Genomic DNA, 23,028 nt, shown 5'->3' with positions numbered 1-23,028 from the left:
CGCCCCACCGCCCCGCCGCCCCCTCGCGGTCACTTCTCGAAGCGGTACCCCATGCCCGGCTCGGTGATGAAGTGCCGCGGGTGCGCCGGGTCGGCCTCCAGCTTGCGGCGCAGCTGCGCCATGTAGACCCGCAGGTAGTTCGTCTCCGTCCCGTACGAGGGCCCCCACACCTCCTGCAACAGCTGCTTCTGGCTGACCAGGCGTCCGGTGTTGCGCACCAGCACCTCCAGCAGGTGCCATTCGGTGGGGGTGAGCCGGACGTCCTTGCCGTTCCGGTTCACCTTCTTTGCGGCCAGGTCGACGGTGAACTCGGCGGTGTCGACGATCACGTCGTCATCGCCTCCCGGGACGGGCTCGGCGCGGCGGACGGCGGCGCGCAGCCGGGCCAGGAGTTCGTCCATGCCGAACGGCTTGGTGACGTAGTCGTCGGCGCCGGCGTCGAGTGCCTCGACCTTCTCGTCGGAGGAGTGCCGGGCGGACAGCACCAGGATCGGTACCCGGGTCCAACCGCGCAGCCCTCCGATCACCTCGACGCCGTCCATGTCGGGCAGGCCCAGGTCCAGCACGATCACGTCGGGGTGGCGGGCGGCGGCGAGCTGGAGGGCGGTGGCGCCGTCGTGGGCGGCGTCGACCTCGTAGTGCCGGGCCTTGAGGTTGATCACGAGGGCACGCACGATCTGCGGTTCGTCGTCGATCACGAGCACCCGGGTCATCGGGCGGCCTGCCTTTCTGCCGGCGCGCTGTCCGCTGTCGCGCCGTCCGCTGTCGCGTTCACTGCCGTGTCGGAGGGGAGAGCACCCGCGGGCGGGCCCGCCGCGCGGAGGGTGAGCACCATGGTCAGGCCCCCGCCGGGAGTGTCCTCGGCGTTCAGGGTGCCATCCATCGCCTCGGTGAAGCCCCGGGCCACGGCCAGGCCGAGTCCCACGCCGGCGCCGCGCGGGGCGTCGCCGTACCGCTGGAAGGGCTCGAAGATGCGTTCCTTGGCCTCGTCCGGCACGCCCGGCCCCCGGTCGACGACCCGCACCTCGACGCGGTCCGCGAGGGCGCTGGCGGCGACCAGGACGGTCCGGCCGTCGGGGCTGTACTTGACGGCGTTCTCCACCAGGTTGGCCATCGACCGCTCCAGGAGCCCGGCGTCGACGGCGACCATGGGCAGCGTCTCGGGGATGTCCAGCTCGACGCTGCCCTCGGGCACCCCGCCGAGCGCCATCGGCACCACCTCGTCGACGTCGATCTCCCGGATCAGCGGCGTGACCGTGCCGGTCTGCAGGCGGGACATGTCGAGCAGGTTGCCCACGAGGTGATCGAGGCGGTCGGCGCCCTCCTCGATGCCCTCCAGCAGTTCCGCCTGGTCCTCCTCGGACCACGCCACGTCGTCGGACCTCAGGCTGGTGACCGCCGCCTTGATCCCGGCCAGCGGGGTGCGCAGGTCGTGGCTGACGGCGGCCAGCAGCGCCGTGCGGATGCGGTTGCCCTCGGCCAGCGAGCGGGCCCGGTCCGCCTCCTCGCGCAGGCGCCGCCGGTCCAGCACGACGGCGGCCTGGGCGGCGAAGGCGGCCAGCACCCGGCGGTCCTCGGCGGGCAGGACGCGGCCGGTCAGCGCGAGGGCCATGTGGTCGCCGACCGGCATGTCCACGTCCGCGTCCTCGGGGCGGTCCACGGGCGGGCCCGACCCGGCCCGGCCGGCGCAGGTCCAGGGCGCCACGTCGCTCTCCCGTTCCAGCAGGGCGGCCGACTCCATGCCGAAGGTCTCGCGGACCCGTTCCAGGAGGGCCTCCAGGCTGTTCTCGCCGCGCAGGACGTGGCCCGCGAGGAAGGAGAGGATCTCCGACTCGGCCCGCAGCCGGGCGGCCTGGTGGGTGCGCCGGGCCGCGACGTCGACGACCGAGGCCACGGAGAGCGCGACGCCCACGAATATGGCGAGCGCGAGGATGTTCTTCGGGTCGGCGATGGTGATCCGGTTGACGGGGGGCGTGAAGAACCAGTTCAGGAGCACGGACCCGACCGCGGCCGAGGCGAGCGCCGGGTACAGCCCGCCGAGCAGGGCCGCGGCGACGGTCAGCGCCAGGTAGAGCAGGACGTCGTTGGCGAGCCCGAGGTGGACGGTGTTCAGCAGCAGCGTCAGCAGCACCGGACCGCCGAGGCCCGCGATCCAGCCCCAGGCGATCCGGGAGCGGCCGAGCCGGGCGCCCCTGGCCACCGGCAGCCCGCGGCCCTTGGCGACCTCTTCGTGGGTGACGATGTGGACGTCCAGGTCGGGTCCGGACTCGCGGGCGACGGTGGCGCCGACGCCGGGGCCGAAGACGTACTGCCACGTCTTGCGGCGCGAGGAGCCGAGGACGATCTGGGTGGCGTTGACGCCGCGCGCGAAGTCGAGCAGGGCGGCCGGTATGTCGTCGCCGAGCACGTGGTGGAAGGTGCCGCCGAGGTCCTCCACCAGGGTGCGCTGCACCGCCAGCTCCTTCGGGGAGGCGGAGGTCAGCCCGTCGCTGCGGGCTGTGTACACGGCCAGCACCTCGCCGCCGGCGCCCTTCTCGGCGAGGCGCGCGGCCCGCCGTATCAGCGTGCGGCCCTCGGGGCCGCCGGTCAGGCCGACCACGATGCGCTCGCGCGAGCCCCAGATCTTCGACACCCGGTGCTCGCTGCGGTACTGCTGGAGGTACTCGTCGACCCGGTCCGCCACCCACAGCAGCGCGAGTTCGCGCAGGGCGGTGAGGTTGCCGGGGCGGAAGTAGTTGGACAGGGCCGCGTCGACCTTGTCCGACTGGTAGATGTTGCCGTGGGCCATGCGCCGGCGCAGCGCCTGCGGCGACATGTCCACGAGTTCGATCTGGTCCGCGCGCCGCACCACCTCGTCCGGCACGGTCTCCTGCTGCCGTACGCCCGTGATCGACTCGACGACGTCGCCGAGCGACTCCAGGTGCTGGATGTTGACGGTGGAGATCACGTCGATCCCGGCGGCGAGCAGCTCCTCCACGTCCTGCCACCGCTTGGCGTTGCGGGCGCCGGGCACGTTGGTGTGGGCCAGTTCGTCCACCAGGGCCACCCGGGGGGCCCGGGCCAGTACGGCGTCCAGGTCGAGTTCGGTGAAGACCGCGCCGCGGTGCCTCAGCTCCCGGCGCGGCACCTGCTCAAGGCCGTGCAGCAGGGTCTCGGTGCGCGACCTGCCGTGGTGCTCCACGAAGGCGACGACGCAGTCGGTGCCGCGCTCCAGGCGGCGGTGCGCCTCGGACAGCATCGCGTACGTCTTGCCGACGCCCGGTGCCGCGCCGAGGTAGATCCGTAGCTTGCCGCGTCCCATGGCCTCATTGTCTTCCGGTCGGCGCCGAGTGCGCAGCGTCGACCTTACGGCGAGCAATCCCGACAATTCAGGGCGGGATCCGGGACGGGGGCCGTCTTTGACACAACTCTGACGCCCACGGTGTCAGTCCTCGACGATCTCCCCGTCCCGCAGTTCCAGCACCCGGTCGGCGAGGTCCAGCAGCGTGGCGTCGTGGGTGGCGACGAGGGCGGTGACCCGCTCGCTGCGCACGACGGCGCGCAGCAGTTCCATCACGGCGTGCCCGGTCTCCGCGTCCAGCTGGCCGGTGGGCTCGTCGGCGACGAGCAGGGCCGGGCCGTTGGCGAGGGCGCGGGCGATGGCGACCCGCTGCTGCTGCCCGCCGGACAGCTCGCCGGGCCGCTGGGCGGCGTGGTCGGCGAGGCCGACCAGGGAGAGCAGCAGCTCGACGCGCTCCTCGCGGGCGCGCGGCGCGACCCGGCGCAGCCGCAGCGGCACGCCCACGTTCTCGGCGGCCGTGAGGATCGGGATGAGTCCGAAGGACTGGAAGACGAAGCCGACGCGGTCCCGGCGCAGGGCGAGCAGCCCGTCCTCGTCCAGCCGCGCCAGGTCACGGCCGTCGACCTCGACCCGCCCGGCGTCGGGCACGTCGAGGCCGCCGACGATGTTGAGCAGCGTGGTCTTCCCGGACCCGGACCGCCCCTTGAGGGCGACCAGCTCCCCGCGCGGCACCTCGAGACGGACGCCCCGCAGGGCGTGCACGGCGGCCGTGCCCCGCCCGTACGTCTTGCGTACGCCCTCGACGCGCACCATGGTCTCGGTGCCCACCTGGCCCATGCGCCCTCCCCCACCGGAAACCGGGCGCCAGTATGGCGAGGGACACGGGGAGGTTCAATGCTCCGGGCGTCCCGCGCGGGAACGGGCGGGCGGTACGGCGAAGGGCCGCGCCCCTCGGGGCACGGCCCTTCCGCAGACGTACGGAGACGACGCCCCGTACGGAAACTCGGTACGGAAACTCGCTTACCGGACCTCGGTGATCTCCGGTCCGCGCTGGAGCTGGCCCATGCCGCCGGAGAAGCGGGAGCCCTCCTCCTGCTGGACGCCCTCGGGGACCATCTGCGCGTCGTTCGGCAGCTTGAGGACGATGGGGTCGCGGGGGGCCATGGGGCCGTCGCCGCGGACCACGACCGTGTCCCGGAAGATCTGCTCCAGCAGACCGGCGGCCTGCGGCTGCACCGCGCCCTGGCCGGAGATCACGCCGCGCAGGAACCAGCGGGGGCCGTCCACGCCGACGAACCGCACGACCTGGAAGCCGCTCGTGCCGTCCGGCAGCTGCACCGGGACCTGCGCCCGCAGCTCCCAGCCCAGCGGGCCCTCGACCTCTTCGATGATGCCACCCTGCTGGGTGATGCCGGAGCCGATCTCCTCGCGCACCTCGCCCCAGATGCCCTCGCGCTTGGGAGCGGCGAAGCCCTGGAGCTGGATGGCGCTGTCGCGCAGCACGACGGTCGCGGCGACGATCGCGTCGCCCGCGACCTCCACCCGCAGTTCCATGCCGTCGACTCCGGGGATGAACAGCCCGCCCAGGTCCACCCGGCCCTCGCCCGGGTCGCGGACCTCGCTGCTGTCCCAGGGCCCGTCGGGCCGCGGTTCGGGCTCGAGCCGTACGCGCTCGCGCTCTTCGTCCGCCTCGGTGTCGACGCTGTCGACGACCTGCTCGGCCTCGCCGGCCGCGTCCTCGGCGGCATCCCTCTTCTTGCGACGTCCGAACACGTCACTGTCCTTCCCGGTCGGATACGACCGAAGCGTATCGATTCCCACCCGTCGGGCCGCCTTCGGCGACCTGACCGCTTGTGCCGCTTGCACGGTCCGTCTCGGCGTGGCCGCCGGTGGACCCGAAGCCCCCTCCGGCCCGCGCCGAGTCGGGAAGCTCCGCGACCTGGCGGAAGCGGACCTTCTCGACTTGCTGGACGACCAGTTGGGCAATCCGGTCGAAGCGCTCGAACCGCACCGTCTCGCGCGGGTCGAGGTTCACCACGATCACCTTGATCTCCCCACGGTACCCGGCATCAATCGTCCCCGGGGCATTCACGAGGGCGACACCGCAGCGGGCCGCGAGACCGGAACGGGGGTGCACGAAGGCCGCGTACCCCTCGGGGAGGGCCACAGACACACCCGTGGGCAGTACGGCGCGTTCACCGGGCGCGAGCGCGCAGTCGACGGTGGTGCGCAGATCGGCTCCCGCGTCGCCGGGCTGCGCGTACGTCGGAAGCGGTACGTCCGGGTCGACGCGGCGGATCAGGACGTCGAGTTCGGGCCTGGGGTCGGGGCTCACGGGTTCACCTCGAAGGCGCGGGCCCGGCGGAGCTGGTCGGGGTCGTCCATGGCGGCGCGGATCTCCTCCTCGCGGCCGTGGTCGACGAAGTGGTCGATCTTGACCTCGATGAACAGCGCGTCGGCGCGGACGGCCACGGGTCCGTCGGGGCCGCCGATCCGTCCGGTGGCGGTGGAGTAGATCTTCCGGCCGGCGACCGCGGTCACCTCGGCCTCCAGGTGGAGCGTGGTGTCGACGGGCACCGGCCGCAGGAAGTCGGTCTCCAGGCGTCCGGTGACCGCGATCGTGCGCAGCAGCCAGTTCAGCGAGCCGAGGGTCTCGTCCAGGGCGGTGGCCAGTACGCCGCCGTGCGCCAGGCCGGGGGCGCCCTGGTGGGCGGGTCGAACGGTGAACTCGGCGGTGATCGACACGCCTTCACCGGCCCGCGCCTGGAGGTGCAGCCCGTGGCGCTGGTCGTCGCCGCAGCCGAAACACTGGCCGTAGTGCGCGCCCAACAGCTCGCCGGGGGCGGGCGCGTCGGGGTGCCGTACGGGCTTCGCGGCGTCGGCGGGGGGCTGGAGACCTGGGGAAGTACCACTCACAGGCGCAGACCTTACCCGCGCGTCGGCCGAACGCCGATACCGTGCCAAGCTTGGTCCATGCAGCTCTCCACGGCCCCGTACGAAGAACGCCTCACCGCGCCCCGCTCCTGGTGGCTGATCTCCTTGCTGGTGGGGCTCTCGTTCGCCCTGATCCTGCTGCCCTTCGGCACGCTGCCGATGCTGGGCGGCCTGGCCGGCGGGACGGCGGTCGCGGCGGTGGCGGCCAGTTCGTACGGCGCGGTCCGCATCCGCGTCGTGGGGGACTCGCTGATCGCGGGCGAGGCGAAGGTGCCGGTGTCGGCCCTGGGCGAGGCGGAGATCCTCGATCCGGAGGAGGCCCGCGCCTGGCGCACGTACAAGGCCGACACCCGCGCCTTCCTGCTGCTGCGCGCCTACATCCCGAGGGCCGTGCGCGTGGAGGTCACCGACCCGCGGGACCCGACCCCGTACCTGTACCTGTCGACCCGGGAGCCGGAGCGGCTGGTCGAGGCGCTGGAGGCGGCGAAGGCGAAGGCGTAGGGCCCGCGCGGGCGGGTGTCAGTGGCCGCCGTCCCCGTCGGGGCGGTGGCCGAATCCCTTGGGGCCCAGCTCCTTGGTGAGGACGCCCATGTCCAGCGCGTCCCGCGGCCCCTCCAGCGCCGGAAGCTCGTCGAGGGCACTCCAGGGCACCTGTCTCCTGCGCAGGTCCGTCCGGATCCTCTCGGCGAGCTTTCTGGTGTCGCGGCGGTTCATGACCGCGCCCACGGCCGCGCCCACCATGAACGGCATCAGGTTCGGCAGGTTGCGCACCATGCGCTTCATGATCTGCTGGCGCAGCTGGCGCTTCATGTGGCTGTTCATCGCCGAGCCGAGGCTGGCCGGCTTGGACACCTCGACGCCGCGCTCCTCCGACCAGGAGTTCAGGTACGCGGTGCTGCGCTGCGCGAGGCCGCCGGGCGGGCGTACGCCGTACACCTCGTGGAGTTCGGCGATCAGCTTGAGTTCGATCGCGGCGACGCCCGTGACCTCGGCGGCCAGTTCGGCGGGCATCGCGGGCGGTGCGGGCATCATCGCGGCCGCGCCGATTCCGGCGCCGACGGTCGCGGTGCCCTTGGCGGCGCCTGCCACCAGCCGGTCGGCGAGCTCCTCGGGGCCCAGGCCCGGGAACTGCCTGCGGAGCGTCGCCAGGTCGCGTACGGGCACCCGCGGCGCCAGTTCGATGATCCGGTCGGCGAGGTGCGCGAGGGCGGCCCTGGCGCGCTGTCCGCCGTTGCGGACGCCCTGCTCGGCCTTGTGCCGGAACGCCGCTGCCCTGCGCCGGGCAGCGGGCGCCGGCGTCTCCGCGGTCGCCGGGAGGTCACCCCGGTCGGCCACTGGTTCGAGCGAGGCCGTCCCCGGATCGGTCGGGCCCCGCTCGTCGTCACGCGCGCTGTACGGACCGCCGGACGGTCCTTGGTCCGCTCCCCGCCTGGGGAAGCGGCGCTTCCAGGGAGGGGTCGAGCCAGTCACGGCCGACCCCGCCTCAGTCGCAGTCGCGGCAGATGGGCTGGCCGTTCTTCTCCCGGGCCAGCTGGCTGCGGTGGTGCACCAGGAAGCAGCTCATGCAGGTGAACTCGTCCTGCTGCTTCGGAAGTACACGGACGGCCAGCTCCTCGTTGGAGAGGTCGGCGCCGGGAAGTTCGAGGCCTTCCGCGGCCTCGAACTCGTCGACGTCGACGGCCGAGGCGGACTTGTCGTTCCGCCTGGCCTTCAGCTCTTCGAGACTGTCCGAGTCGACGTCGTCGTCGGTCTTGCGTGGAGTGTCGTAATCGGTTGCCATGGTCGCTCTCCCCCTCTGGGTGTCTGCGGTGTCTCCAGCGCACGTAACGCGTGAGAGGCCGGACTTGTGCCCGACCTGAGGCGGAGATTTTGCCTCACATCAAGGTCTGTTACTCAATCGACACCCAACCGGACTCCTCATGAGTGATCGGCTTGGATGGCGATGGGGACCGTACACGGTCCTAATACCGCACTTCAAAGGCGCCTCATCGTGTACTTCCCGTGATCAAGACCCCTGAAAACCGGGATTTTCCCGGCTTTCCGACAGGGTGCATGATCACGGAGAGTGGATGGCGAGAAAGCCTCCGCTGTGATCGATCACACAGGCGACTCCAGGGCCGGTGGCCTGGAAATTCCGCTCAAAGCGAACATCCTCGGCTCCCGGTGAGATGTCGGGGTCATGATCTCAGACGGGCAGCGTGACACGCATCACGAGCCCCCCGCCCTCGCGCGGCTGCGCGTAGATGTGGCCGCCGTGCGCCCGCGCCACCGAGCGCGCGATGGACAGGCCGAGGCCGACGCCCTTGTCGCTGCCCGTGCGCTCGGTACGCAACCGTCTGAACGGCTCGAAGAGGTTGTCGATCTCATACGCCGGGACGACCGGGCCCGTGTTGGTGACCACCAGGACCGCCTGGCCGCCCTCCACGGCGGTGGTGACCTCGACCCAGCCCTGCTCGGCCACGTTGTAGCGCACGGCGTTCTGCACCAGGTTCAGGGCGATCCGCTCCAGCAGGACGCCGTTGCCCTGGACCACCGCGGCCTCGCGGGCGCCGCGGATCTCCACGCCCTTGCTCTCCGCCTCGCCGTGCACCTGGTCGATGGCCTGGCCGGCCACCTCGGCGAGGTCCACCGGCTTGCGCTCGACGATCTGGTTGTCGCTGCGGGCGAGCAGCAGCAGGCCCTCGACGAGCTGTTCGCTGCGTTCGTTGGTGGCCAGCAGGGTCTTGCCGAGCTGCTGCAGCTCCACCGGGGCGTTCGGATCGGACAGGTGCACCTCCAGGAGCGTGCGGTTGATCGCCAGGGGCGTGCGCAGCTCGTGGGAGGCGTTGCCGACGAAGCGCTGCTGGGCGGTGAAGGCCCGTTGCAACCGCTCCAGCATGTCGTCGAAGGTGTCCGCCAGCTCCTTCAGCTCGTCGTCCGGGCCGTCCAGCTCGATCCGGCGCGAGAGGTCGGAGCCCGCCACCGCGCGGGCGGTGCGGGTGATCCGGCCCAGCGGCGACAGGACGCGTCCGGCCATGGCGTAGCCGAAGGCGAAGGCGATCACGGCGAGGCCGAGCAGGGCCAGCAGCGAGCGGCTGAGCAGGTTGTCCAGGGCGACCTTGCGCTGGTGGTCCATGCAGTCGCTGATGGCGGCGTTGAAGTCGGCCAGCGACAGGTTGCCGTTGTCGACCACCGGGCAGTCGCTGCTGGAGACCTTGAGGTCGGCGAAGTCGACGATCTTGTACAGCGGTTCGTTGCCGGTGCGCACCGCCTGGGCGGCGAGCAGGTAGATGATCGACAGCAGCAGGATGCCGGCGATCAGGAACATGCCGCCGTACAGCAGCGTGAGCCTTATCCGGATGGTGGGACGCAGCCACGGCATCGGGGTGACCGACCGGGGGTCCCAGGTGGGTTTCGGGGGCGCCCCGGGGGGCGCGGGTGTCGTCGCCACGGTCGATCAGATCCGGTAGCCGGAGCCGGGGACGGTGACGATGACGGGGGGCTCGCCCAGCTTGCGGCGCAGGGTCATGACGGTGACGCGCACGACGTTGGTGAACGGGTCGGTGTTCTCGTCCCAGGCCTTCTCCAGCAGCTGCTCGGCGGAGACCACGGCGCCCTCGCTGCGCATCAGCACTTCCAGCACGGCGAACTCCTTGGGCGCGAGCTGCACCTCCTTGCCGTCGCGGAAGACCTCGCGGCGGTTGGGGTCGAGCTTGATCCCGGCGCGCTCCAGGACGGGCGGCAGCGGCACGCTGGTACGCCGGCCCAGGGCGCGTACGCGCGCGATCAGCTCGCTGAACGCGAAGGGCTTGGGCAGGTAGTCGTCGGCGCCGATCTCCAGGCCCTCGACGCGGTCGCTGACGTCGCCGGACGCCGTGAGCATCAGCACGCGCGTGGGCATGCCCAGCTCGACGATCCTGCGGCACACGTCGTCGCCGTGCACGAGCGGGAGGTCGCGGTCGAGGACGACCACGTCGTAGTCGTTGACGCCGATGCGCTCCAGGGCGGCCGCACCGTCGTACACGACGTCGACGGCCATGGCCTCCCGGCGCAGTCCGGTGGCCACCGCATCGGCGAGCAGCTGCTCGTCCTCGACGACGAGTACGCGCACGTCGCTTGTCCTTCCTGTGTCCACCCGCGTAGCGCTTTCAAGGCGCACGAGGGCGGGGGGCTGCCGGGTGTGTTGCCTCCATCCTGCCCTTTTCGGCCATAAGTCGGCTGTAAGACGGGTGCGGGGCCCGGAGGAAGACCGGCGCGGAAACGGGAATGCGGGATTTTCTCGCGTGGTTGAGGTTTCCGCGTGAGGGAGCGAGGGGAGGACGGCCTTACACCCCGCGATCACGCTCTGCCTGTACCGCGCTACCACGCGGTACGCCGCGGTCCGCTTCCGCAGAGCGGGCGTGGGTGTCCGGCACCGCCGCCGCCCGGCAGGGCAGCGCCGGGCACTCCACCGGAGCCGTGATCGTCCCTTCACCACCGGCACACCCCCGTGCCACCGACCCACGACCCAGGACGAGGGGGCGCAGCATGGACGCTTTCACCGCAGGACTTCTGCAGCGCATAAAGACGACCGAGTCCGACCTGTCCCGCGCCCGTGACGAGGGGGACGAGTTCCTCGTCGAGGTGGAACTGGGAGAGCTCGACGATCTGCGCCGTCTGGCCGCCGAACACGGTGTGGAGGTCGGCGCGACCAGCGTCTGAACCAACCCGTGCACGACCGGGCCCCGGCGGGATCCAGCGCCGGGGCCTCGCCGTGCGCGCCGCCGTCCGGCGAGCGGTCGGGCCCCGGGGTGTGAGTCCCCGGGGGCTGACCGGCATCGGCCGGCGAACGCCGGGGTTACGCGCCGAAGTCCGTCAGGAGCCGCTGGAGGGGCTCGAAGACTCCTGGGGTGGCGGCGATCGTCAGGTCGCCGGAGGGGCGCTCCCCGGGGCGGCCACCGGTCACCGCGCCCGCCTCCCGGGCGATCAGGTCCCCCGCCGCGAGGTCCCAGGGGTGCAGACCCCGCTCGAAGTAGCCGTCGAGGCGTCCCGCGGCCACGTCGCACAGGTCGATCGCGGCCGACCCCCCGCGCCGGATGTCGCGCACCAGCGGGATCAGCCGCCGCGCGATCTCGGCCTGCTCGGCGCGGACGTCCGCGACGTAGTTGAAGCCGGTCGACACCAGGGCCTGGTCCAGCGGGGCCGGGGCGCGGCAGGCGAGCCGGCGTTCGCCGTCCCAGGCGCCCGTCGCCCAGGCTCCGCCGCCGAGCACCGCGTGGTACGACTCGCCCCGCATCGGAGCGACGACCACGCCGGCCACCCGCTCGCCGTCCTGCTCGGCGGCGACGGAGACCGCCCAGGTGGGCAGCCCGTACAGGTAGTTGACCGTGCCGTCGAGCGGGTCGATGACCCAGCGGATCCCGCTGGAGCCCTCGGTGGCGGCACCCTCCTCGCCGAGGAAGCCGTCGTCCGGCCGGCGGTCGGCGATCAGGCCGGTGATCAGCTTCTCCGCCGCGATGTCCATCTCGGTGACCACGTCGATCGGGCTGGACTTGGTGGCGGCGACCGCCAGGTCGGCCGGGCGGCCGTCCCGCAGCAGCTCGCCCGCGCGGTGGGCGGCCTCCTGGGCGATCTTCAGCAGCTCGGCGTGGAGCGGGTCGGGCGTCACGTCGGTCACGGGGCTCCTCACGCGTAGGGGCTGTCGGCGCCCGCGGCGGCGGGCCGGGGGGCACGGGCGGGGCAGCAGCCGACCGGGCACAGGTTGTGGCTCGCGCCGAGCGCGCCGAGGGCGCAGGGAGCCACCTCCTGGCCGCGCTCGTCGGCGGCCCGCTCCAGGACGAGGTCGCGGACCGCGGCGGCGAACCGCGGGTCGGCGCCGACGGTGGCCGAACGGCGCACCGGCAGACCCAGCTCCTCCGCCTTGGCGGTGGCCTCCGTGTCGAGGTCGTACAGGACCTCCATGTGGTCGGAGACGAAGCCGATGGGGGCCATCACGACGGCGGGGGCACCGGCCGCGCGACGCTCCTCCAGGTGGTCGCAGATGTCGGGCTCAAGCCACGGGATGTGCGGGGCGCCGGACCGCGACTGGTAGACGAGCTGCCAGGGGTGGTCGACGCCGGTGCGCTCGCGGACGGCGTCGGCGATCAGCTTCGCCACGTCCAGGTGCTGGCGGACGTACGCCCCGCCGTCCCCGTGGTCCTCGACCGGGCCGGAGGTGTCGGCGGCGGAGGTGGGGATCGAGTGGGTCGAGAAGGCGATGTGCGCGCCGTCCCGGACCTCCTCGGGCAGCTCGGCGAGGGACCGGACGACCCCGTCGACCATGGGCTCGACGAAGCCCGGGTGGTTGAAGTAGTGCCGGAGCTTGTCGATCCTCGGCGGCTCGAGCCCCTCGGCCTGAAGGGCGGCGAGCGCGTCGGCGAGATTCTCGCGGTACTGGCGGCAGCCCGAGTACGAGGCGTAGGCGCTGGTGGCGAGGACGAGGACGCGGCGGCGTCCGTCGCGGACCATCTCCCGCAGGGTGTCCGTCAGGTACGGCGCCCAGTTGCGGTTGCCCCAGTAGACCGGCAGGTCCAGGCCGTGCTCGCCGAAGTCCTCGCGCAGGGCGTCGAGCAGGGCGCGGTTCTGGTCGTTGATGGGGCTGACCCCGCCGAAGAGGAAGTAGTGCTGTCCGACTTCCTTGAGGCGTTCCTTGGGGATGCCGCGCCCGCGTGTCACGTTCTCCAGGAACGGGACCACGTCGTCCGGGCCCTCCGGGCCGCCGAACGAGAGCAGGAGCAGGGCGTCGTAGGGGCTGGCATCGAGCACGTCTGGCATGTGTCGATCCTGCCACCCGCCACTGACAGCCGACCAACGGTGGGGCCCACGGTGCGTTTCACCGGCTCCGACGGGGTGTTTTCGCACGCATACACGAGTAATCTGTATCGACTGCGTTCGGACCTTACCGAGCACTCCACTGAGCCGTTCCCGGAGACCTCGTTGCCCAGCCCCTACCGCGCCCTGTTCGCCGCCCCCGGCACCAAGAGCTTCTCCGCCGCCGGCTTCCTCGGCCGGATGCCGCTGTCGATGATGGGCATCGGCGTCGTGACGATGATCTCGCAGCTCACCGGCCGGTACGGGCTGGCCGGCGCCCTGTCGGCCACCATCGCGCTCGCCGCCGCCCTGGCCGGTCCGCAGGTCTCCCGCCTGGTCGACCGGTACGGCCAGCGGCGGGTGCTGCGCCCGGCGACCCTGGTGTCGCTGACCGCGGCGGCCGTGCTGCTGCCGGCCGCGCACTACGGGTGGCCGGACTGGGTGCTGTTCGTGGCCTGCGTCGGCATCGGCTGCGTGCCGAGCCTCGGCGCGATGGTCCGCGCCCGCTGGGCGGCCCTGTACCGGGGCACCCCGCAGCTGCACACCGCGTACTCCTTCGAGTCCGTGGTGGACGAGATCTGCTTCATCTTCGGGCCGATCATCTCCATCGGCCTGTCCACGGCGTGGTTCCCGGAGGCCGGGCCGCTGCTGGCCGCCTGCTTCCTGGCGGCGGGCGTCTTCTGGCTGACCTCGCAGCGCGCCACCGAGCCCGAGCCGCACCCGCGCGAGCAGAAGGGCGGCGGCTCGGCGCTGCGCTCCCGGGGCCTGCAGGTCCTGGTCGTCACGTTCGCGGCGACGGGCACGATCTTCGGGGCCGTGGACGTGGTCACCGTGGCCTTCGCCGAGGAGGAGGGGCACAAGGCCGCCGCCAGCCTCGTCCTCGCCCTGTACGCGGCGGGGTCCTGCACCGCGGCCATGGTCTTCGGGCTGCTGCGCTTCGCCGGTCCGCCCGAGCGGCGCTGGCTGCTGGGCGTCTGTGCGATGGCCGTGAGTATGATCCCCCTCCTACTGGTCGGAAACCTGCTCTCTCTGGCCGTGGCGCTGTTCGTTGCGGGTCTGTCCATCGCTCCCACGATGATCACGACGATGTCCCTCATCGACCAGCACGTACCACGCACGCAGCTCACCGAGGGCATGACCTGGGTGAGCACCGGCCTCGCGGTCGGGGTCGCGCTCGGCTCCTCCGCGGGCGGCTGGGTGATCGACGCCTCCGGGGCGCGTGCCGGGTACGGGGTTCCGGCGGTCGCCGGGGCCGTCGCGGTCGTGGTCGGTTTCCTCGGGTACCGCCGGCTCAAGCGGCCGGATCCGCGTCGGGGAGGGACCGTTGAGCAGCACACGCACGACGAGCGGGAAGACGAGCGGGAAGAACGGCACATGGCGTAACTGGGGCGGCAACGTCTCCGCGCGCCCCGCGCGGGAGGTCGCTCCCGCCTCCGTCGACGAACTGGCCGAGGCCGTCCGCGGGGCGGCCGAGGACGGACTGCGCGTCAAGGCGGTGGGGGCGGGGCACTCCTTCACGTCCATAGCCGCGACGGACGGGGTGCTGATCCGCCCTCACCTGCTGACCGGCATCCGCCACATCGACCGCGACGCCATGACGGTCACGGTGGAGGCCGGCACCCCGCTCAAGAGGCTCAACCTGGCCCTCGCGCGGGAGGGCCTGTCGCTGACGAACATGGGCGACATCATGGAGCAGACCGTCTCCGGGGCCACCAGCACCGGCACCCACGGCACCGGCCGCGACTCGGGCTCCATCGCCGCGCAGATCCGGGGCATGGAACTGGTCACGGCGGACGGTTCGGTGCTGACCTGTTCCGAGCGGGAGAACCCGGACGTGTTCGCCGCGGCCCGGATCGGCCTGGGGGCGCTGGGCGTCGTCACCGCCCTCACCTTCGCCGTGGAGCCCCTCTTCCTGCTCACGGCGCGCGAGGAGCCGATGCCGTTCGACCGGGTCCTGGCCGACTTCGACGAGCTGTGGGCGGAGAACGAGCACTTCGAGTTCTACTGGTTCCCGCACACCGGCAGCACCAACACCAAGCGCAACAACCGCAGCGCCGGACCGGAGCAGCCGGTGGGACGGCTCCAGGGCTGGTTCGAGGACGAGTTCCTGTCCAACGGCGTCTTCCAGGCGGCCAACCTGGTCGGCCGCGCGGTGCCCGCCGCCGTCCCCGCCATCGCGCGGGTCTCCAGCAGGGCGCTCTCCGCGCGGACGTACACGGACACGCCGTACAAGGTCTTCACCTCCCCGCGCCGCGTGCGCTTCGTGGAGATGGAGTACGCCGTCCCGCGCGAGGCCGTGGTCGAGACCCTGCGCGAACTGCGGGCGCTGATCGACCGGTCACGGCTGCGGATCAGCTTCCCGGTCGAGGTGCGCACCGCCCCGGCCGACGACATCACCCTGTCCACGGCGTCCGGCCGCGACAGCGCCTACATCGCCGTCCACATGTTCCGGGGCACGCCCTACCAGGGGTACTTCACCGCCGCCGAGCGCATCTTCACTGCGCACGAGGGGCGGCCGCACTGGGGCAAGATCCACACCCGGGACGCCGAGTACTTCTCCCGGGTGTATCCGCGCTTCGGCGAGTTCACGGCGCTGCGGGACCGTCTTGACCCTGACCGTCTGTTCCGGAACGACTACTTGCGCCGGGTTCTGGGGCCGTAGCCGAGGCGTCGGGGGCCGGGCTCGTGGCGTCGTCGCCGCCGCCCGCGTCACCGGTGGCGTCCGGGGCGGGCGTCGGGCTGGACGCCGTACCGCCGTCCTCGTCCGTGGAGGTACCGCCGTCCGAGGGCGTTCCGTCACCGGCGCCGCTCGGGGTCCCCGACGGGGTGGCGGCCGGGGCGTCCTCGCCGGCGCCGGACTCCCCCGGGTCCACGGGCCCGCCGGACTCCCGGGTGTCCTGGGAGTCCTTTCCGTCCTGGGTGCCGTCGGAGTCGCCCCGGTCCCCGGAGTCCGACGCGGACTTGTCGTGACCGGAGACGGCGCTGCCGACGGTGGTGCTCCGGCCGCCGCTCAGACTCTCGCCCGAGGCCAGCTCGTACGCGGTGATCCCGGCCATGGTGACGCCGAACACGAGGGCCGCCGCGACCACCGGGCGCTTCCAGCCCGTGGTCCGCGCGCGGTAGACGGTGCCCTCGGTGAACTCCCCCGAAGCCGAAGCCGAAGCCGAAGTCCGGGCCGAAGCCGAAGCCGAAGTCTGGGCCCGAGCCGGAGCCGGACCGTGCGGGCCGCCGGCCGGGAGCGGAGCCGTCTCCGTCCGCCCGCCGGTCCGCGCGGACTCGACGGTGCGCTTCACCCGGAGCTGCTCGCCGGTCCGGCTGAAGAAGTGCTGGAGGACCGAACCCCCGCAGGTGGCGACGACACTGATGAGGCCGGCGCCGAGGATGGTGCCGTACACGCCGAAAGAAGAGGCGAGTTTGGCGGCCACCACCGCCGCCAGGGCGCTGCCCGCCACCTGGGGCACGCTCAGGTCGATCCGCCTGGCTCCCGCCTCCGTCCGCACCTCGGCGCCATCCGCGTCATCGGGCTTTTCACGCATCCCCGGACCTAACCTGCCTTTCCCGTACGCGATCGATCAACTGCACGAGAAAGGGACGTGCGGACGAAACCATTAGTTCCGTTTCTGGTGATTGCGTGAAGTACGCCACGTCAAGATCGCGGAAATCGCACCCAGGGTGGCCAAGCGTCACCTCTTGCCAGAAGTTGGACGGCGCGCCCATCCACGCACGTGGCCCGAATGGAGTACTGTTGCGAGCCCTGGGTCCGGTCTCCCGACAGGGGGTTCAGGACCTTGAAGGACCGCCGGGAGGGGGCTAGTTGCACAGGGTGACGGAGTTGGTCACTTAGCGTGGCGAACAGGTAACCGTGCCATAACGGCGATCCAGGGCCCGTGCCCGACACGCCGGGCAACTCGGCAAGGTTGTGGCAGGCTGCACCCGGGCAGGCCACACTCGACAGAGCGGAAGCAGCGACGCACGTGACGTCGGCAGGCACCACCCGGGAGGTCCCCATGCCCGAACTGCGTGTCGTGGCCGTCTCGAATGACGGCACACGGCTGGTGCTGAAGGCTGCGGACAGCACGGAGTACACGCTTCCGATCGATGAGCGGCTCCGGGCCGCCGTACGCGGCGACCGTCCCCGCCTCGGCCAGATCGAGATCGAGGTGGAGAGTCATCTCCGCCCCCGCGACATCCAGGCGCGTATACGTGCCGGCGCGACCGCGGAAGAGGTCGCCCAGATGGCCGGCATCCCCGTCGACCGCGTACGGCGCTTCGAGGGGCCCGTGCTGGCCGAGCGCGCCTTCATGGCGGAGCGGGCCCGCAAGACGCCCGTCCGCCGGCCCGGCGAGAACTCCGGTCCGCCCCTCGGCGAGGCCGTCCAGGAGCGGCTGCTGCTGCGCGGCGCCGACAAGGACACCGTCCAGTGGGACTCCTGGCGCCGCGACGACGGCACGTGGGAAGTACTGCTGGTCTACCTGGTCGCGGGCGAACCGCACTCGGCGAGCTGGACGTACGACCCGCCCCGGCGGCTCGTCCAGGCCGTGGACGCGGAGGCGCGCGCGCTGATCGGCGAGTCCGAGGACCTCGCCGCGGCCGAGCCCAGCTTCCCGTTCGTCCCGCGCATCGCCCGGCTGCCGCGCGACCGGCCGCTGGACCGCACCCTCGACCGGGAGCAGCGCGAGCGGCCGAGCCTGCCTCCGCCGCCCGCCGAACCGGCCGAGGAGACCGCCGCCACCGCCTCCGCCGAGCGCGAGCGGGACTCGCTCACCAGCCTGCTGGAGGCCGTGCCGAGCTTCCGGGGCGACCTGGTGGTGCCCGAGCGCGCCCCGGAAACGGTGGAGGAGCCCGCCGAGGAACCCGAGGTGGAGGAGCCGCCCGCGCCGGCGGCGTCGGCCGGTTCCGCCTACGCCGACGTGCTCATGCCGCGCTCCGTGGGCAGTCACCGCGACCGCCTCACCGGCTCCACCGACCGCCAGGCCGAGGCCGACGGCGTCCGCCCGGGACGCCGGGCGGCGGTGCCGAGCTGGGACGAGATCGTCTTCGGCACGCGCCGGAAGAAGCAGGAGTAGGCAACCGTCCGTCACGGATAGTTCCGGGAGTGAGCCCACCCAGTCGGGTGGGCGCACCCCCGGACTCGTTCATGGGGCCGGCGGAGACCGGTCCGGCAGTGGACGGGACGCGGCCCCGATACGGGACAGACACGTATCCGGGCCGGGCGCCGATCACGGACGACCCTCCGCGCCGGGTTGGGCGCCGTACCAGGACAACCACCCCGCCGGTCATGGCCGCGATCCAGGACAACCACCCCGCCGGGTCGGCCGCCGGGCCCGGGACGGCCACCCCACCGAGCCGGCCGCCGGCCCGGGACGGCCACCCCGGCGGGCCGGCCGCCGTTCCAGGACGGCCACCCCGCCGAGCCGACCGCCGATCCAGGTCGACCGCCTTGCCGCCTACCGCGGGTCCGGGCCCACCGCGACCGGGCGGGACGGGTCCGAGGACCAGTCCGACCACGAACCCACGTACAGCGCGGCCGGGATGCCCGCCACCGCCAGGGCCAGCACCTCGTGGGCGGCCGACACGCCCGAGCCGCAGTACACGCCGACCTCGCCGGCGTCCTCCGTGGCGCCGAGGGCCTGGAAGCGCGCCCTGAGTTCCCCGGCGGGCCGGAAGCGGCCGTCCGCCGCCACGTTGTCCGTCGTCGGGGCGGACACGGCGCCCGGGATGTGGCCGCCGACCGGATCGATCGGCTCGACCTCGCCCCGGTACCGCTCCCCCGCGCGGGCGTCGAGCAACAGCCCGGAGCGGGCCAGCGCCGCCGCGCCGTCGGCGTCCAGCAGACCGGTCCGGGCCGGCTCCGGTACGAAGTCGCCCTCGGCGGGGCGCGGGACGTCCGTCGACAGCGGCCCCTCCCAGGCCGGCAACCCGCCGTCGAGGACCCGCACGTTCGGGTGACCCGTCCAGCGCAGCAGCCACCAGGCGCGGGCCGCCGCCCAGCCCTGTCCGCCGTCGTACACGACGACCGGCCGGTCCGGCGACACACCCGCCCGGCGCATCGCCGCGCCGAACTCCCCCAAGTCGGGTAGCGGATGGCGGCCGCCCTCGCCGGGCGCGGAGGCGAGTTCCCTGTCCAGGTCGACGAAGACGGCACCGGGCAGGTGCCCGGCCGCGTACTCCGCCCGGCCGTCGAAGGGCGCGGCGCCCCCCGCCCTGGCAGCGCTCAGCTGCCAGCGGACGTCGAGCAGGACCGGCGGACGCGCACCCGCCAGATCGTCGGCGAGTTCGGATGCGGAGATGATGGCGTTCATGGCCCCATCCTGGCCTACCGAGTGGCCGCCGGGTCGATGTCGGGCTACTCTGCCCGCCGGACAGTACCGATCACGAGGCGTACCGGATCGGGCACATGCTGTACCGCCCGGGCTGCCCCACGGTGCGCCCGGAGAACGCGGCACCGGCTCCGGTGCCGGCATCGGCGCGGAGGTCCGTCAGAGCGGAACGCGTCAGAGCGGAATCCGTCAGAGCGGAAGCGGACGCACGGCCCGCGCAGGGCCGAGAAGAGAGTGACGATGACCGACGCACGGGGGTCGGCCGGCCGGAACGGCGAGACGAACGCCCGGCACACGCCCGGCACACCCTGCTGGGTGAGTCTGATGGTGCACGGGCCGGCCGCGACCCAGGACTTCTACGGCTCCCTGTTCGGCTGGGAGTTCGAGCCCGGCCCACAGCAACTCGGCCCCTATGCGCGGGCCCTGCTCGACGGGCACGAGGTGGCGGGGATCGGCCGGCTGCCCGCGGACCGCCACCTGCCCCTCGCCTGGACCCCCTACTTCGCCTCGGACGACGTCAACCGGACGGCCGAAACGGTACGCCTGTGCGGTGGCACGGTCGGCGTGGGCCCGCTGGACGCGGGCGACGCCGGCCGCCTGGCCATCGGCTCCGATCCGACCGGCGCCGTCTTCGGCGTCTGGCAGGCGGCGGCCCACCTCGGCACGGCCGTCACGGGCGTGCCCGGCACCCCCGTCTGGAACGAGCTGATGACCTACGAGACGGCGAGCGTCGCCAAGTTCTACGAGACCGTGTTCGGCTTCGAGCTGGTGCCGGAGGTCTCCGCCGACCTCGACCACGTGACCCTGCGCCTCGACGGCCGCCCGGTCGCCGGCGTCCACGGCGTCGGCAGCGCCCTGCCTCGCGACCGGGGGCCGCACTGGGTCACGTACTTCGACGTGGCCGACGCGGACGAGGCCCTGGAGCGCGTCACCGAACTGGGCGGCCATGTCCTCGAACAGCCCCACGGCACGCCCCGCGGCCGGGTGGCGACGGTGGCGGACCCGGAGGGGGCGCGCTTCTCGCTGCTGCAGAGCGGGACGAGTTGAGGCGGCCGGGCGCCATCGGGCAGGGCCGCGATTGTCGTTCGGCGAGCCTGCGGACATCGTCCGCCGGGCCTGCGGACATCGTTCGCCGGGCCTGCGGTCAGGTGACCGGCAGGACGTCCGGGGAGAGTACGGAGGCCTGCGCGGAGACGCTGGTCATCCGGCGCCGGTGGTGGCGCCGGCACAGCACCTCATAACCGACCTCGCCCGCCGACCGGTTGACGTCGCCGACGACCACCTGGGCGCCCTCGACGACCATGACCCCGCCTATCGTCCGGGCATTGTGCGTGGCGCGGGCGCCGCACCAGCACAGGGCCTCGACCTGGAGCACCTCCACGCGGTCGGCGAGTTCGACCAGCCGCTGCGAACCGGGGAAGAGCTTGGAGCGGAAATCGGTGGTGATGCCGAAGGCGTACACGTCGAGGTCGAGGTCGTCGACGACGCGCGCGAGCTGGTCGATCTGCTCCGGCGACAGGAACTGCGCCTCGTCCGCGATCACGTAGTCCACGCGCCCACCCTGCGAGAGGTGGGCGACGACGTAGGCGTACAAATCCTGCCCGTCCTCGACCTCCACGGCGTCGGTGACGAGGCCGAGGCGTGAGGAGAGCTTGCCCTCGCCCGCGCGGTCGTCGCGGGTGAAGATCATGCCGGCCAGGCCGCGCGCCGAGCGGTTGTGCTCGATCTGGAGAGCCAGGGTCGACTTCCCGCAGTCCATCGTTCCGGAGAAGAAGACCAGCTCGGGCATGGCGGGTGGGTACCTTTCGGCGGCGAGGCTGAGTTTCGCGGAGGGGTTCGGGGGTGTCAGGAGCGTACTTCGAGGAGGGGGACGAGCTGCTCGGCAGGGGTCATCGACCCGTGGTTGCCGACCATCGCCGACTCCTTCGGCTCCCGCTCCGAGGCGATGAGCAGGACGTCGTCCCGCGCGGCGGCGACCACGTCGCCGATGCGGTCGTACACCCGGTCGTCGATGCGGGGGCCGAACCAGCCCGCCGCGATCGCCTCGTCCCGGGACGCCACCCAGAACTGCTCGCCGAGCACCTCGCGCCAGCAGGTGAGTACGTCGCTGCGGGCGCCGGGGACGGCGTAGACGTGCCGGGCGCGGCCCTCGCCGCCGAGGAGCGCGACGCCCGCCTTCAGCTCCCAGTCCTCGTCGAAGTCGATGCGGTGGTCCTCGTCGAAGGGCACGTCGACCATGCCGTGGTCGGCGGTGACGTACAGGGCGCTGCGCGGCGGGAGCTGCTCGGCGAGGCGCTGGACCAGCCGGTCCACGTGCATCAGCTGGCCGCGCCAGGTGTCCGAGTCCACGCCGTAGCGGTGGCCGGCGCCGTCGACCTCGGCGTAGTAGGTGTAGACGAGGGCGCGGTCGGCGCCGGCCAGCTGCTCGGCGGCGAGGTCCATCCGGTCCTCGCCGGACAGCCGGCCGTGGAACGTGCCACCGCTCAGCGCGACCTTGGTCAGCGGGGTGTTCGCGAAGGTCGGCGAGGAGACCTGGGCGGCGTGCACCCCCGCCCGGTGGGCGAGTTCGAAGACGGTGGGGTACGGCTGCCAGGCGCCCGGCGCCGTCCACGGCTGCCAGCGGAGCTGGTTCATCAGCGCGCCGGTGCCCGGATCGCGCACCGTGTACCCGGGCAGCCCGTGGGAGCCCGGCGGCAGGCCGGTGCCGACGGATGCGAGGGAGGTCGCGGTGGTCGCCGGGTAGCCGGCGGTGATCGGGCGGCCGGTGCCGCCGCGTGAGCTGCCCAGGAGCGAGGTCATGAAGGGGGCGTCCTCGGGGTGGGCGCGCAACTGCTCCCAGCCGAGGCCGTCGATCAGGAAGACGCAGTTCCGGTCGGCCGGGGTCAGCTCCGTGATGCCCGCGGTCATGCCGGGGACGCCGAGGCCCGCGGCCAGGGTGGGCAGCAGGTCGGCGAGGGAGCCGCTGCCGTACTCGGGTACGGGGGCGGAGTCGACGGGGAGCGGCTCGGGATCGGTGTCCCAGGGGGCGGGCTGCACCATCAGCGGGCGGAGTCCGCGGTCGCCTCGGAGAGGGCCTGGGCGAAGGTGAGCGCCTGGCGCACCGTCTCCGGGCCGTCCCCGGCCTCGCTGACGCGGAGGCTGAGGTCGTCGGCGGTCGAGCTGCCGGTGTAGCCGTGGTCGGCCTCGCAGTTCGGATCGCCGCAGGCGGCGGGCTCCAGGTCGAGGCGGGAGACGGCGCCCCAGCCGATGGTGAGCACGATCTCGCGGGGCAGCGTGCCCGGCTTGTACTGCTCCGGGTTGGCGACCACGCGGCTGACGACGATGGACGAGATCCGGCCGAGCTTGACGGACTCGGTGGACGTCGTGGCGTACGGCGTCGGGGAGGTGTCGTCGGCGGCCTGCTCGTCGGTGTGGCTGACGATGAAGCGGTTGCCGGTGAGCACGAGCACGGTCACGTGCCGGCGCACCTCGTTCTGGTCGAACGTCGTCTCCTGATGGACCAGGTACGACCGGACGGGCTCGCCGCCCACGGCGGCCTCCACCGCCTCGGCCACGAGGGCCGGGTAGTAGCCGCTGCGCTCGATCGCCGCTCGCAGCCCCTGGGTCGTCGTACTGGTCTTGGCCATGCCGTCCATCCTACGGGGGCCCGGTGACTGCGCGGGACGCTCGTGCGAGACCCGTCCCGGG

Annotated in this window: 23 protein-coding genes; 6 read left to right on the top strand and 17 right to left on the bottom strand. The window is 72.7% G+C overall.

Annotated elements, in window-relative coordinates; genetic code table 11:
• Positions 1-29 precede the first annotated feature (29 nt).
• The 6 genes from ACFIF2_RS17055 to ACFIF2_RS17030 form a co-directional block, all read right to left on the bottom strand.
• Positions 30-713 (bottom strand): response regulator, encoded by a 684-nt coding sequence (locus tag ACFIF2_RS17055; RefSeq protein WP_395573490.1) that lies wholly within the window; start codon positions 711-713, stop codon positions 30-32.
• Positions 710-3,301, bottom strand: coding sequence for an ATP-binding protein (locus ACFIF2_RS17050; RefSeq protein ID WP_395573489.1), 2,592 nt, complete (start codon positions 3,299-3,301; stop codon positions 710-712). The genes ACFIF2_RS17055 and ACFIF2_RS17050 overlap by 4 nt, the downstream gene beginning before the upstream one ends.
• Positions 3,302-3,424: 123 nt before the next feature.
• On the bottom strand, positions 3,425-4,117 hold the full coding sequence (locus ACFIF2_RS17045) for an ABC transporter ATP-binding protein (RefSeq protein WP_395573488.1): 693 nt from the start codon (positions 4,115-4,117) through the stop codon (positions 3,425-3,427).
• A gap of 183 nt (positions 4,118-4,300) precedes the next feature.
• Complete coding sequence (locus ACFIF2_RS17040; RefSeq protein ID WP_395573487.1) at positions 4,301-5,053, bottom strand: DUF3710 domain-containing protein; 753 nt, start codon at positions 5,051-5,053, stop codon at positions 4,301-4,303.
• 1 nt (position 5,054) lies between these two features.
• Positions 5,055-5,615, bottom strand: a complete 561-nt coding sequence (gene dut, locus ACFIF2_RS17035; RefSeq protein ID WP_395573486.1) for a dUTP diphosphatase — start codon at positions 5,613-5,615, stop codon at positions 5,055-5,057.
• Positions 5,612-6,196 carry a PaaI family thioesterase gene (locus ACFIF2_RS17030; protein ID WP_395573485.1) on the bottom strand — a complete coding sequence of 195 codons (585 nt, stop codon included), beginning with the start codon at positions 6,194-6,196 and terminating at the stop codon, positions 5,612-5,614. Before ACFIF2_RS17030 ends, dut begins: the two co-directional genes overlap by 4 nt.
• 57 nt (positions 6,197-6,253) lie before the next feature.
• Here ACFIF2_RS17030 and ACFIF2_RS17025 point away from each other — a divergent pair, with 57 nt between their 5' ends.
• The gene (locus ACFIF2_RS17025) at positions 6,254-6,715 is read left to right on the top strand and encodes a DUF3093 domain-containing protein (protein WP_395573484.1); all 462 of its coding nucleotides are present in this window, start codon (positions 6,254-6,256) and stop codon (positions 6,713-6,715) included.
• Between the two features lie 18 nt (positions 6,716-6,733).
• Here the strand turns inward: ACFIF2_RS17025 and ACFIF2_RS17020 are convergent, their stop codons facing one another.
• From ACFIF2_RS17020 to ACFIF2_RS17005, 4 genes are all read right to left on the bottom strand, one after another.
• Positions 6,734-7,684: a hypothetical protein gene (locus ACFIF2_RS17020; RefSeq protein WP_395573483.1), complete on the bottom strand. Its 951-nt coding sequence runs from the start codon at positions 7,682-7,684 to the stop codon at positions 6,734-6,736.
• A gap of 13 nt (positions 7,685-7,697) precedes the next feature.
• On the bottom strand, positions 7,698-7,994 hold the full coding sequence (locus ACFIF2_RS17015) for a DUF4193 domain-containing protein (RefSeq protein WP_003993510.1): 297 nt from the start codon (positions 7,992-7,994) through the stop codon (positions 7,698-7,700).
• Between the two features lie 405 nt (positions 7,995-8,399).
• Positions 8,400-9,644 (bottom strand): sensor histidine kinase, encoded by a 1,245-nt coding sequence (locus ACFIF2_RS17010; protein ID WP_395573482.1) that lies wholly within the window; start codon positions 9,642-9,644, stop codon positions 8,400-8,402.
• Between the two features lie 6 nt (positions 9,645-9,650).
• Positions 9,651-10,304, bottom strand: a complete 654-nt coding sequence (locus ACFIF2_RS17005; protein ID WP_007387794.1) for a response regulator transcription factor — start codon at positions 10,302-10,304, stop codon at positions 9,651-9,653.
• Positions 10,305-10,720: 416 nt separating this feature from the next.
• Here ACFIF2_RS17005 and ACFIF2_RS17000 point away from each other — a divergent pair, with 416 nt between their 5' ends.
• On the top strand, positions 10,721-10,894 hold the full coding sequence (locus tag ACFIF2_RS17000; RefSeq protein ID WP_279564697.1) for a hypothetical protein: 174 nt from the start codon (positions 10,721-10,723) through the stop codon (positions 10,892-10,894).
• 136 nt (positions 10,895-11,030) lie between these two features.
• On the opposite strand, the gene ACFIF2_RS16995 is transcribed toward ACFIF2_RS17000, so the two are convergent.
• The gene (locus tag ACFIF2_RS16995; RefSeq protein ID WP_395573481.1) at positions 11,031-11,849 is read right to left on the bottom strand and encodes an inositol monophosphatase family protein; all 819 of its coding nucleotides are present in this window, start codon (positions 11,847-11,849) and stop codon (positions 11,031-11,033) included.
• An 8-nt stretch (positions 11,850-11,857) separates the two neighbouring features.
• Complete coding sequence (locus ACFIF2_RS16990; protein ID WP_395573480.1) at positions 11,858-12,985, bottom strand: ferrochelatase; 1,128 nt, start codon at positions 12,983-12,985, stop codon at positions 11,858-11,860.
• Between the two features lie 162 nt (positions 12,986-13,147).
• Here ACFIF2_RS16990 and ACFIF2_RS16985 point away from each other — a divergent pair, with 162 nt between their 5' ends.
• Positions 13,148-14,404 (top strand): MFS transporter, encoded by a 1,257-nt coding sequence (locus ACFIF2_RS16985; RefSeq protein ID WP_395573479.1) that lies wholly within the window; start codon positions 13,148-13,150, stop codon positions 14,402-14,404.
• On the top strand, positions 14,346-15,683 hold the full coding sequence (locus ACFIF2_RS16980) for a D-arabinono-1,4-lactone oxidase (RefSeq protein ID WP_395573478.1): 1,338 nt from the start codon (positions 14,346-14,348) through the stop codon (positions 15,681-15,683). The genes ACFIF2_RS16985 and ACFIF2_RS16980 overlap by 59 nt, the downstream gene beginning before the upstream one ends.
• Here the strand turns inward: ACFIF2_RS16980 and ACFIF2_RS16975 are convergent.
• Positions 15,607-16,557 carry a hypothetical protein gene (locus ACFIF2_RS16975; protein WP_395573477.1) on the bottom strand — a complete coding sequence of 317 codons (951 nt, stop codon included), beginning with the start codon at positions 16,555-16,557 and terminating at the stop codon, positions 15,607-15,609. The two genes, ACFIF2_RS16980 and ACFIF2_RS16975, sit on opposite strands and share 77 nt — an antisense overlap.
• A gap of 471 nt (positions 16,558-17,028) precedes the next feature.
• On the opposite strand from ACFIF2_RS16975, the gene sepH reads away from it, so the two are divergent.
• The gene (gene sepH / locus ACFIF2_RS16970) at positions 17,029-18,087 is read left to right on the top strand and encodes a septation protein SepH (protein ID WP_395573476.1); all 1,059 of its coding nucleotides are present in this window, start codon (positions 17,029-17,031) and stop codon (positions 18,085-18,087) included.
• 381 nt (positions 18,088-18,468) lie between these two features.
• On the opposite strand, the gene ACFIF2_RS16965 is transcribed toward sepH, so the two are convergent.
• Entirely contained in the window at positions 18,469-19,323 is an 855-nt protein-coding gene (locus ACFIF2_RS16965; RefSeq protein WP_395573475.1) for a sulfurtransferase, read from the bottom strand.
• A gap of 258 nt (positions 19,324-19,581) precedes the next feature.
• On the opposite strand from ACFIF2_RS16965, the gene ACFIF2_RS16960 reads away from it, so the two are divergent.
• Complete coding sequence (locus ACFIF2_RS16960) at positions 19,582-20,388, top strand: VOC family protein (protein ID WP_395573474.1); 807 nt, start codon at positions 19,582-19,584, stop codon at positions 20,386-20,388.
• Between the two features lie 97 nt (positions 20,389-20,485).
• Here the strand turns inward: ACFIF2_RS16960 and ACFIF2_RS16955 are convergent, their stop codons facing one another.
• The 3 genes from ACFIF2_RS16955 to ACFIF2_RS16945 are packed head-to-tail and all read right to left on the bottom strand — an operon-like array spanning position 20,486 to position 22,976.
• Entirely contained in the window at positions 20,486-21,130 is a 645-nt protein-coding gene (locus tag ACFIF2_RS16955) for a thymidine kinase (protein ID WP_395573473.1), read from the bottom strand.
• A gap of 56 nt (positions 21,131-21,186) precedes the next feature.
• The gene (locus ACFIF2_RS16950; protein WP_395573472.1) at positions 21,187-22,380 is read right to left on the bottom strand and encodes an alkaline phosphatase family protein; all 1,194 of its coding nucleotides are present in this window, start codon (positions 22,378-22,380) and stop codon (positions 21,187-21,189) included.
• The gene (locus ACFIF2_RS16945) at positions 22,380-22,976 is read right to left on the bottom strand and encodes a DUF5998 family protein (RefSeq protein ID WP_003973177.1); all 597 of its coding nucleotides are present in this window, start codon (positions 22,974-22,976) and stop codon (positions 22,380-22,382) included. The genes ACFIF2_RS16950 and ACFIF2_RS16945 overlap by 1 nt, the downstream gene beginning before the upstream one ends.
• Positions 22,977-23,028: the final 52 nt, after the last annotated feature.

Origin of the sequence: Streptomyces sp. BK79, assembly GCF_044142145.1 — a bacterium.
GTDB lineage: Bacteria > Actinomycetota > Actinomycetes > Streptomycetales > Streptomycetaceae > Streptomyces.
The sequence above is the reverse complement of the archived record's forward strand: the minus strand, read 5'-3'. Positions and strand labels throughout refer to the sequence as shown.

What these genes read in the sequence shown, in the direction of transcription:
- ACFIF2_RS17055 (WP_395573490.1), bottom strand. Translation starts at nt 713, where the DNA reads ATGACCCGGGTGCTCGTGATCGACGACGAACCGCAGATCGTGCGTGCC.
- ACFIF2_RS17050 (WP_395573489.1), bottom strand. Translation starts at nt 3,301, where the DNA reads ATGGGACGCGGCAAGCTACGGATCTACCTCGGCGCGGCACCGGGCGTC.
- ACFIF2_RS17045 (WP_395573488.1), bottom strand. Translation starts at nt 4,117, where the DNA reads ATGGGCCAGGTGGGCACCGAGACCATGGTGCGCGTCGAGGGCGTACGC.
- ACFIF2_RS17025 (WP_395573484.1), top strand. Translation starts at nt 6,254, where the DNA reads ATGCAGCTCTCCACGGCCCCGTACGAAGAACGCCTCACCGCGCCCCGC.
- ACFIF2_RS17015 (WP_003993510.1), bottom strand. Translation starts at nt 7,994, where the DNA reads ATGGCAACCGATTACGACACTCCACGCAAGACCGACGACGACGTCGAC.
- ACFIF2_RS17000 (WP_279564697.1), top strand. Translation starts at nt 10,721, where the DNA reads ATGGACGCTTTCACCGCAGGACTTCTGCAGCGCATAAAGACGACCGAG.
- ACFIF2_RS16990 (WP_395573480.1), bottom strand. Translation starts at nt 12,985, where the DNA reads ATGCCAGACGTGCTCGATGCCAGCCCCTACGACGCCCTGCTCCTGCTC.
- ACFIF2_RS16975 (WP_395573477.1), bottom strand. Translation starts at nt 16,557, where the DNA reads ATGCGTGAAAAGCCCGATGACGCGGATGGCGCCGAGGTGCGGACGGAG.
- sepH (WP_395573476.1), top strand. Translation starts at nt 17,029, where the DNA reads ATGCCCGAACTGCGTGTCGTGGCCGTCTCGAATGACGGCACACGGCTG.
- ACFIF2_RS16965 (WP_395573475.1), bottom strand. Translation starts at nt 19,323, where the DNA reads ATGAACGCCATCATCTCCGCATCCGAACTCGCCGACGATCTGGCGGGT.
- ACFIF2_RS16960 (WP_395573474.1), top strand. Translation starts at nt 19,582, where the DNA reads ATGACCGACGCACGGGGGTCGGCCGGCCGGAACGGCGAGACGAACGCC.
- ACFIF2_RS16955 (WP_395573473.1), bottom strand. Translation starts at nt 21,130, where the DNA reads ATGCCCGAGCTGGTCTTCTTCTCCGGAACGATGGACTGCGGGAAGTCG.
- ACFIF2_RS16950 (WP_395573472.1), bottom strand. Translation starts at nt 22,380, where the DNA reads ATGGTGCAGCCCGCCCCCTGGGACACCGATCCCGAGCCGCTCCCCGTC.
- ACFIF2_RS16945 (WP_003973177.1), bottom strand. Translation starts at nt 22,976, where the DNA reads ATGGACGGCATGGCCAAGACCAGTACGACGACCCAGGGGCTGCGAGCG.